Here is a 6,838-nt window from a genome sequence, read left to right as displayed (position 1 = left end):
ACATCCAGCCCGTCCGGCGTTTGAGGACACCCCCAACTCCAAACAACCCAAAAACACCCAGCCAGTCCGGCGCAAAGGACAAAAAAACCTAACGCCGCAGGCCAGGCCGCATCAGGCCGTCCGCCGTCACCGAAGCCACCAACCGCCCGTCCCGAGCGAACACCCGAATGCGCCCGTGCATCCGCCCACCCCCCGCATACTCACTCGCACAGCGCAGCAACACCCACTCCCCCACCGAAAACTCGTCGTGGAACGTGACGTTCTGCGCCAACGCCACCGACATCGCCCGCCCGCCCCGCCGCGCGATCTCGTCACTGGGATACGGCCGCAACGCGACCGGCCCCAAGAACCCCTCGGTCGCGTAGGCGACCACGGCCCGGGCCCACGTCCCCGCATCCGGCAGCCGCCCGCCGGGCATCCGCATCCACAGGTCCAACCGAGGCGGCCCCGCCAACTCCGGCGCCAGCGCTTCCACCCCGCCGACCGTGCGGACCTCCCACGGCAGCATCGGCACCGGGAACTCGGCACACTCCTCGGGCCCCGGCACATCCGCCGCCAACACGTCACCGTGCCGGACCAACTCGGCCCCCGGCCCACCCAGCGTCACGATCGCCCGGCAGTGCTCGTTGTCGCCCTGCCGAAAGCCGACCTGGAGCATCGCGACCGATCGCCCCTCGTGCAACCGCTCGACCCGCACGTCCACCGGCAGGCTCGGATCACCCGCCCGAGGGAACGCGCCCTGCAACGTCTGTACCGTCATGTGTGGCACCACCCGCTCCGCCGCCACCACCGTCTGCGCCAACAACTGCGCGCCGAGCGTGCGCGGCACCCTCGACACGATGTTGCGGGCCCGAAAGACGACCACGTCGCGGGACTCGCCCGGTGCCGCGGCCACCCGTTCGAGCTCCAGCGCGTCCAGCACGTCGTCCGCCGTGATACTCGGCCACATCGACACTCCACCAGCCATGAGCGCATGATCGCAGTCACCCCGGCGGCGCAAACGGAAGGGGCGGAGCCGATCGGCTCCGCCCCTTCGGGTATATCTGATAGGTCGTCAGATGCACGACCGGGTCAACGCACCGCGCCTCTCCCGGTGAACTTGGCCACCAGCGACACCAAAAACGCGGAGACCGCGATGCTGATGATCCACCGGATCCAGTCGACGCCCTTGGTGTCGTCGACCCCGATGGCCGCAGCGAGGCCGTAGCCGATCAGCGTGCCGACGATGCCCGCAGCGATCGTCCACAGAAAGCCGATACTCTGCCGTCCGGGAAGGAACAACCGCCCCAACGCGCCGATGATGATCCCGGCGATGATCAGGCCAACGAACGTCATGATTCCTCCAGCCACCTGCCGAGCCGCACCACAACCGGCAAACCCGGACTTTTCCGGGTAGGAGTCTCCTGTTCCCCGCCTTCCCCACGCGTTAACGCGAACGCACCCACGTCACGAGGCCTTAAGGTGGTTGCGCCCACCGGGTCGACCCAGTGCAAAATGGTCCGGTACACGCCCCGATAGCTCAGTTGGCCAGAGCACGCGCCTTGTAAGCGCGGGGTCGTCGGTTCGAACCCGACTCGGGGCTCAAAGGGCCACTGACCAGCGCAAGCGCGGTCAGTGGCCCGTTTTCGTTTTTGGCATGTGGGTTGAACAGCGCGCGCCTGGTCCGGTTTTACCTTCGTGAAGCCGAGGGCCGGTTCGACTCCCGTCGATCGACCCGAACCGCCTACATCGGCGCGGGCTTGAGTACCGAGAAGATGCCGCCCTGTGGGTCCTGGGCCACGGCCATGCGGCCGGCCATCATGTCGAACGGGGGCACCAGCACGTTTCCGTTCGCGCGGACCAGTGCGTCGATCGTGCTGTCGGTGTCGTCGACGGCGAAGTAGACCGTCCAGTGCGGGGGCGTGTCCGGAGGCATGTTCTCCAGGCCCTGCATGCCGCCCACGGCGCGGCCGTCGACGTTGAGCCCGTAGTAGCCGGGCGCCCCGTCCATCGGGCCGGCCTCGATGCCGAGGCCGCGGTAGAACGTCGTGGCGGCGTCGACGTCCGATGTGGCGAGCTCGTTCCAGATCACCGCGCCGGGTTCGTTGGCCACTTCGAAGCCACCGAAGTCCCGGGCCTGCCACAGGCCGAACACCGCGCCCGCGGGGTCGGCGGCGACGGCCATCCGGCCGAGCGTCATCACGTCCATGGCCGGCATCAGCACCGTGCCGCCGCCGGACGTGATCGCCGTCGAGGCGGCGTCGGCGTCGTCGGTTGCCAGGTAGGTGGTCCACGCGGTGGGCGGCGGCGGCCCGCCGTCGGGCGACATCGCGGCCATGATGCCCGCCACGGCCCTGCCGTTCACGGAGCAGACCGCGTATCCACCCGTCTCCGGCGGCCCGACCTCGCCCTGCCAGCCGAACAGGTCTCGGTAGAAGTCGAGCGCAGCCTGTTGATCGGGGACCATCAGGTCGATCCAACACGGGACACCGGGCTTGTACGGGTCGGTTACCTCGGGCATGACATGCCTCCATCGCAGTACTCGGATGCACTCCTCTCGGCCTCGTCGCACCCACTCCGACAAAACCGCCCGAAATCATCCCTTCCCCGCATTTTTCCGACGAATCGAGCAAGCGGACAGCCCCACCCGGATGTCAGACGAGGGAGCCGAGCGGCTCCGATACCGGGCCCCGCAACCGCGAAATCGTGCAACCGCGAAATGCCGGCGACCGCGCGATCAACCCGTCGCCGCGTCCGGCGCCGGCCCCGTCGACCCCCGCACCACCAACTCCGGCCGGTAGATCAGTTCCGTCCGCGGCGCCCGCCCGCCACCGATCTCGTCCAGCAGCGCCCGCACCGCCGCCGCGCCCATCGCCTGGACCGCCTGCCGCACCGTGGTCAGCGGCGGATCGGTGAACGCCACCAGCGGCGAGTCGTCGTAGCCCACGACCGACACGTCCTGCGGCACCCGCAGCCCGCGCTCGCGCGCCGCCCGGACCGCGCCGAGCGCCATCAGGTCGCTGCCGCACACGATCGCCGTCGCCCCGCGATCGAGCAGCGCGCCCGCCGCGGCCTGCCCGCCCTCCACCGAGAACAGCGAGCGCTCGATCCAACCGTCCGCGTCGGCGACCCCGAACCGCTCGGCGAGGCCGCGCCGAAAGCCCGCGATCTTGCGCGCGGTGGGCACATAGCGCTCGGGGCCGACCGCGAGACCGATCGCCGAGTGTCGCAACGACGCCAGGTGCCCTATCGCCAACTCGACCGCGACTGCTTCGTCACTGGAGATGAACGGCGCGTCCACCCCGGGCGCGAAGCCGTTGACGAACACCATCGGCAGGCCGCGCTCGACGAGCCGCAGGTAGCGCGACAGGTCCGCGCCCGAGTCCGAGTGCAGCCCCGAGACGAACACGATCCCGGAAACCCCGCGCTCCATGAGCAACTCGGTGTAGTCGTCCTCGGTGACCCCGCCCGGAGTCTGCGTACACAGCACCGGCGTATAGCCGTGATGCGCCAACGCGCGCTCGATGACCTGGGCGAACGCCGGGAAGATCGGATTGTCCAACTCCGGCAGCATCAGCCCCACGAGCCCCGCGCTGCGGCGTCGCAGCCGGGCCGGCCGCTCGTAGCCGAGCACGTCGAGCGCGGTCAGCACCGCTCGCCGCGTGTCGTCGGCCACCCCGGGTTTGCTGTTGAGAACCCGGCTCACCGTCGCCTCGCTGACCCCTGCCTGCGTAGCGATGTCCGCCAGCCGAGCTTTCATCCCCGCAGCCTAGTGAGGGTTGCAGCAGGATTGCGCACGGCCTTGCAAGCCGCGCAAAACATTTCGGACGATCCCGACTGCTGACACAACCCGTTCGGCCGGGTACGGTGATCGAAGTCCGTCTCAAATGGACTAGACCACTGTTTTCGGCTCCACCTTGCTCGGCGCACCAAGGCTCCCAGCATCCTCCACTCGGATCGTCCGGCACGTTCCTGCCGGTGGAAGGACACATTCACCATGGCTTCGGTCAGCTACAAGCAGGCGACCTGTACCTACAAGGGCGCCGAGCGCCCGTCGGTCAACGCGTTGGACCTGGAGATAGTCGACGGCGAGTTCCTCGTCCTCGTCGGCCCCTCCGGCTGCGGAAAGTCCACCTCCCTGCGCATGCTCGCGGGTCTCGAGGAGGTCACCGGCGGCTCGATCCACATCGGCGACCGTGAGGTCACCAACCTGGAGCCCAAGGATCGCGACATCGCGATGGTGTTCCAGAACTACGCGCTCTACCCGCACATGACGGTCGCCGAGAACATGGGCTTCGCGCTGAAGATCGCCGGCGTCGACAAGAAGCAGATCCGCTCGAAGGTCGAAGAGGCCGCGAAGATCCTCGACCTCACCGAGTACCTCGACCGCAAGCCCAAGGCGCTCTCCGGCGGTCAGCGTCAGCGTGTCGCGATGGGCCGCGCGATCGTCCGCGAGCCGCAGGTCTTCCTGATGGACGAACCGCTGTCCAACCTCGACGCCAAGCTGCGCGTGTCGACCCGTACCCAGATCGCCGGCCTCCAGCGCCGCCTGGGTATCACCACGGTCTACGTCACGCACGACCAGGTCGAGGCGATGACGATGGGCGACCGCGTCGCGGTGCTCAAGGACGGGCTGCTCCAGCAGGTCGACTCCCCGCGCAACATGTACGACCGCCCCGCGAACGTGTTCGTGGCCGGCTTCATCGGTTCGCCCGCGATGAACCTGATCGACGTCGACCTCACCGAGGACGGCGTGCGTTTCGGCGACTCCGTCGTCCAGGTCTCGCGCGACGCGCGGGAGGCGGCGGTGGCCGCGGGCGAGACCCGGGTCACCCTGGGCGTGCGGCCCGAGCACCTGAAGATCAACTCCGCCGAGGGCCTGAGCAAGGACAGCAAGGGCCTCGCGGTGTCGGTGGACGTCGTCGAGGAGCTCGGCTCCGACGCGTACGTGTACGGCTCGGTGACCATCGACGGCGAGCAGAAGCCGCTGGTCGTGCGCGTGCCCGGTCGTTCCGTGCCGGAGAAGGGCAGCGTCCTGCACGTGGTCCCGACGGTCGGCGAGACTCACCTGTTCTCCACGAAGAGCGGCGAACGCCTCGCCGACTGACGTCGAGGTTGCGGGCCGAGCGGCCCGTTCCGGGCGAGACTTCGACGCATGGAACGCATGACCGAGACCGAGTGGCGGGCCTTCCTCCTGGAAGGCCCGCGCACCGGAAAACTCGCCACCGTACGCCCCGACGGCCGGCCGCACGTGGCCCCGATCTGGTTCGACCTCGACGATCGCGGCGACACCGTCGAACTCGTCTTCACCACGTTCGCGTCGTCGGTCAAGGGCCGCAACCTCGCCAACGACCCGCGGGTGAGCCTGTGCGTGGACGACGAGCGACCGCCGTACGCGTTCGTCGTCGTCGAGGGCGAGGCCCGGCTGTCCACCGATCCGGCCGACCTCGTGGCCTGGCCCCGGCGGATCGCCGAGCGCTACCTGGGCGCCGACAAGGTGGCCGAACGCGACCCGGTCGACGGCGAACAGGTCGTCCACGTGCACATCCACCACGTGGTCGCGGATCGCAACATCGCGGACTGAACGGCGCTGGAAACGCGTACGCGCACCACCCGTCACGGCGAAGGGCCCGCACCTTGGTGCGGGCCCTTCGGCGTGAGCGGTCGTGAGCGGTCGTGAGTGATCGTGAGCCGTCGTAAGTGATGATGTGCGGTGGTATGCGCGGGCGATGGTGAGCGGTTGCGCAACGGTCGAGAACGGCGGTAAACGACGTCCAGGCCGTCGGGCGGTCCGCGGTCAGCCGAGCAGGCCGCCCAGCGGCTTGCCGGTCGTGTCGCCGCCCTTGGGCAGGCTGGGTCGGGCACCGCTGCCGAACGGACCGGCCGGCGGGTCGATCCCGGGAGCCGACGCCGGCGCCTTGCCGTTCATCGGATGCGCGGGCGGCGGCGTCCGCTTCTCGAACGTCTGCTTGTCGCTCGTCTGCTTCTCGGGAGTCGGCGAGGTCTGCGTCGTGGTCGCCTTCGCCGAGGGCGCCGCGCTGCGGCCGGGCGCCGTGGTCGCCGTACGCGGCGCGACCGGTCCCGCCTGCCCGGTCGCCTTGGCCGGTTGCGGCGCCGACGGCTCGGTCACCGGCGGCCTGGGCTGGGTCGCCACCGCGGCACTTTGCTGCCCGGTGGACACGGCCGCCGACCCGGGAGCGGCGGGCTGGAGCGTGCTGCCCACCCGACCGGTGTCCGACTCGTCCACGTGCCGGTGGCTGCCGCCGAGCAACGACCCCGCGAGCAGCGTCGCGCCGATCCCCGAGAACGCGAGCATCGAGCCGTAGCCCAGTTTGCGCCGCCGGGCCCGCACGGGTGTGACGATCGGCCCGCGCCACGTCCGCAGTGACAACCACGCGTCCGCCGAGTACATCGGCGCGCCCGCGAGCGCGAGCGGGCTGAACGCGGCCAGGAAGACCACGTAGGGCGCGTGATACGGCGAGGAACCGCTGCCCACGGCGATCAGCACGCCGAGCGAGAGCAGCATGCCCGCGAGGCCCGCGAGCCGCGTCCACAGTCCGAGGACGACCGCGAAGCCGACGACGACCTGCCCGAACGCGAACAGCAACCCGGCACCGATCGCGTGGTTCGCCGCGAGGTCCATCACCGACGGCGAAAGGCTGCCCTCGCGGAGCACCCCGATCCGATGCCCGAACGACTCACTCGAACTCGGGTCCAAAAAGCCCGGCGCGTACAGCTTGCGCAGGCCCTCCACGAGGAACGCACCGCCGAGGAACAGCCGCAGCGGCAACAGCACCGTGCCGCCCTGGAGCGTGCCGCGGCGCGCGTGCGTGGGCGCCGCCGCACCGCCGCGCTCGCG

At 69.8% G+C, this 6,838-nt stretch carries 7 protein-coding genes and 1 tRNA gene; 3 read left to right on the top strand and 5 right to left on the bottom strand.

Annotation, left to right across the window (positions count from 1 at the left end):
- Positions 1 to 88: 88 nt before the first annotated feature.
- Both GT354_RS10535 and GT354_RS10530 read right to left on the bottom strand, forming a co-directional pair.
- The gene (locus GT354_RS10535) at positions 89 to 949 is read right to left on the bottom strand and encodes an acyl-CoA thioesterase domain-containing protein (protein ID WP_237534595.1); all 861 of its coding nucleotides are present in this window, start codon (positions 947 to 949) and stop codon (positions 89 to 91) included.
- Positions 950 to 1,071: 122 nt separating this feature from the next.
- Positions 1,072 to 1,335, bottom strand: coding sequence for a GlsB/YeaQ/YmgE family stress response membrane protein (locus GT354_RS10530; protein WP_161356018.1), 264 nt, complete (start codon positions 1,333 to 1,335; stop codon positions 1,072 to 1,074).
- A 173-nt stretch (positions 1,336 to 1,508) separates the two neighbouring features.
- Here GT354_RS10530 and GT354_RS10525 point away from each other — a divergent pair.
- Positions 1,509 to 1,582 (top strand) — tRNA-Thr (locus tag GT354_RS10525).
- A 141-nt stretch (positions 1,583 to 1,723) separates the two neighbouring features.
- Here the strand turns inward: GT354_RS10525 and GT354_RS10520 are convergent.
- A complete protein-coding gene (locus GT354_RS10520; protein WP_161356017.1) occupies positions 1,724 to 2,500 on the bottom strand; it encodes a VOC family protein in 777 nt (258 codons plus the stop codon).
- Between the two features lie 216 nt (positions 2,501 to 2,716).
- Complete coding sequence (locus GT354_RS10515; protein WP_161356016.1) at positions 2,717 to 3,739, bottom strand: LacI family DNA-binding transcriptional regulator; 1,023 nt, start codon at positions 3,737 to 3,739, stop codon at positions 2,717 to 2,719.
- A gap of 237 nt (positions 3,740 to 3,976) precedes the next feature.
- Between GT354_RS10515 and ugpC the strand changes: the two genes are divergently transcribed.
- Together ugpC and GT354_RS10505 are read left to right on the top strand one after the other, a co-directional pair.
- Positions 3,977 to 5,086, top strand: coding sequence for a sn-glycerol-3-phosphate ABC transporter ATP-binding protein UgpC (gene ugpC / locus GT354_RS10510; protein ID WP_161356015.1), 1,110 nt, complete (start codon positions 3,977 to 3,979; stop codon positions 5,084 to 5,086).
- Positions 5,087 to 5,134: 48 nt separating this feature from the next.
- Positions 5,135 to 5,563: a PPOX class F420-dependent oxidoreductase gene (locus tag GT354_RS10505; protein WP_161356014.1), complete on the top strand. Its 429-nt coding sequence runs from the start codon at positions 5,135 to 5,137 to the stop codon at positions 5,561 to 5,563.
- A gap of 213 nt (positions 5,564 to 5,776) precedes the next feature.
- Here GT354_RS10505 and GT354_RS10500 read toward each other — a convergent pair.
- A partial coding sequence (locus GT354_RS10500; RefSeq protein ID WP_161356013.1) for a TQO small subunit DoxD occupies positions 5,777 to 6,838 on the bottom strand: 1,062 nt, incomplete at its 5' end.

This window comes from Streptomyces sp. SID3343 (genome assembly GCF_009865215.1).
Taxonomy (GTDB): Bacteria; Actinomycetota; Actinomycetes; order Streptomycetales; family Streptomycetaceae; genus Embleya.
Note: the sequence above shows the minus strand (reverse complement) of the source record. Positions and strands in the feature narration are given on the sequence as shown.

Excerpts from the sequence above, each read along its gene's own strand:
- GT354_RS10515 (WP_161356016.1), bottom strand. The coding sequence starts at position 3,739 with ATGAAAGCTCGGCTGGCGGACATCGCTACGCAGGCAGGGGTCAGCGAG.
- GT354_RS10530 (WP_161356018.1), bottom strand. The coding sequence starts at position 1,335 with ATGACGTTCGTTGGCCTGATCATCGCCGGGATCATCATCGGCGCGTTG.
- GT354_RS10535 (WP_237534595.1), bottom strand. The coding sequence starts at position 949 with ATGTGGCCGAGTATCACGGCGGACGACGTGCTGGACGCGCTGGAGCTC.
- ugpC (WP_161356015.1), top strand. The coding sequence starts at position 3,977 with ATGGCTTCGGTCAGCTACAAGCAGGCGACCTGTACCTACAAGGGCGCC.
- GT354_RS10520 (WP_161356017.1), bottom strand. The coding sequence starts at position 2,500 with ATGCCCGAGGTAACCGACCCGTACAAGCCCGGTGTCCCGTGTTGGATC.
- GT354_RS10505 (WP_161356014.1), top strand. The coding sequence starts at position 5,135 with ATGGAACGCATGACCGAGACCGAGTGGCGGGCCTTCCTCCTGGAAGGC.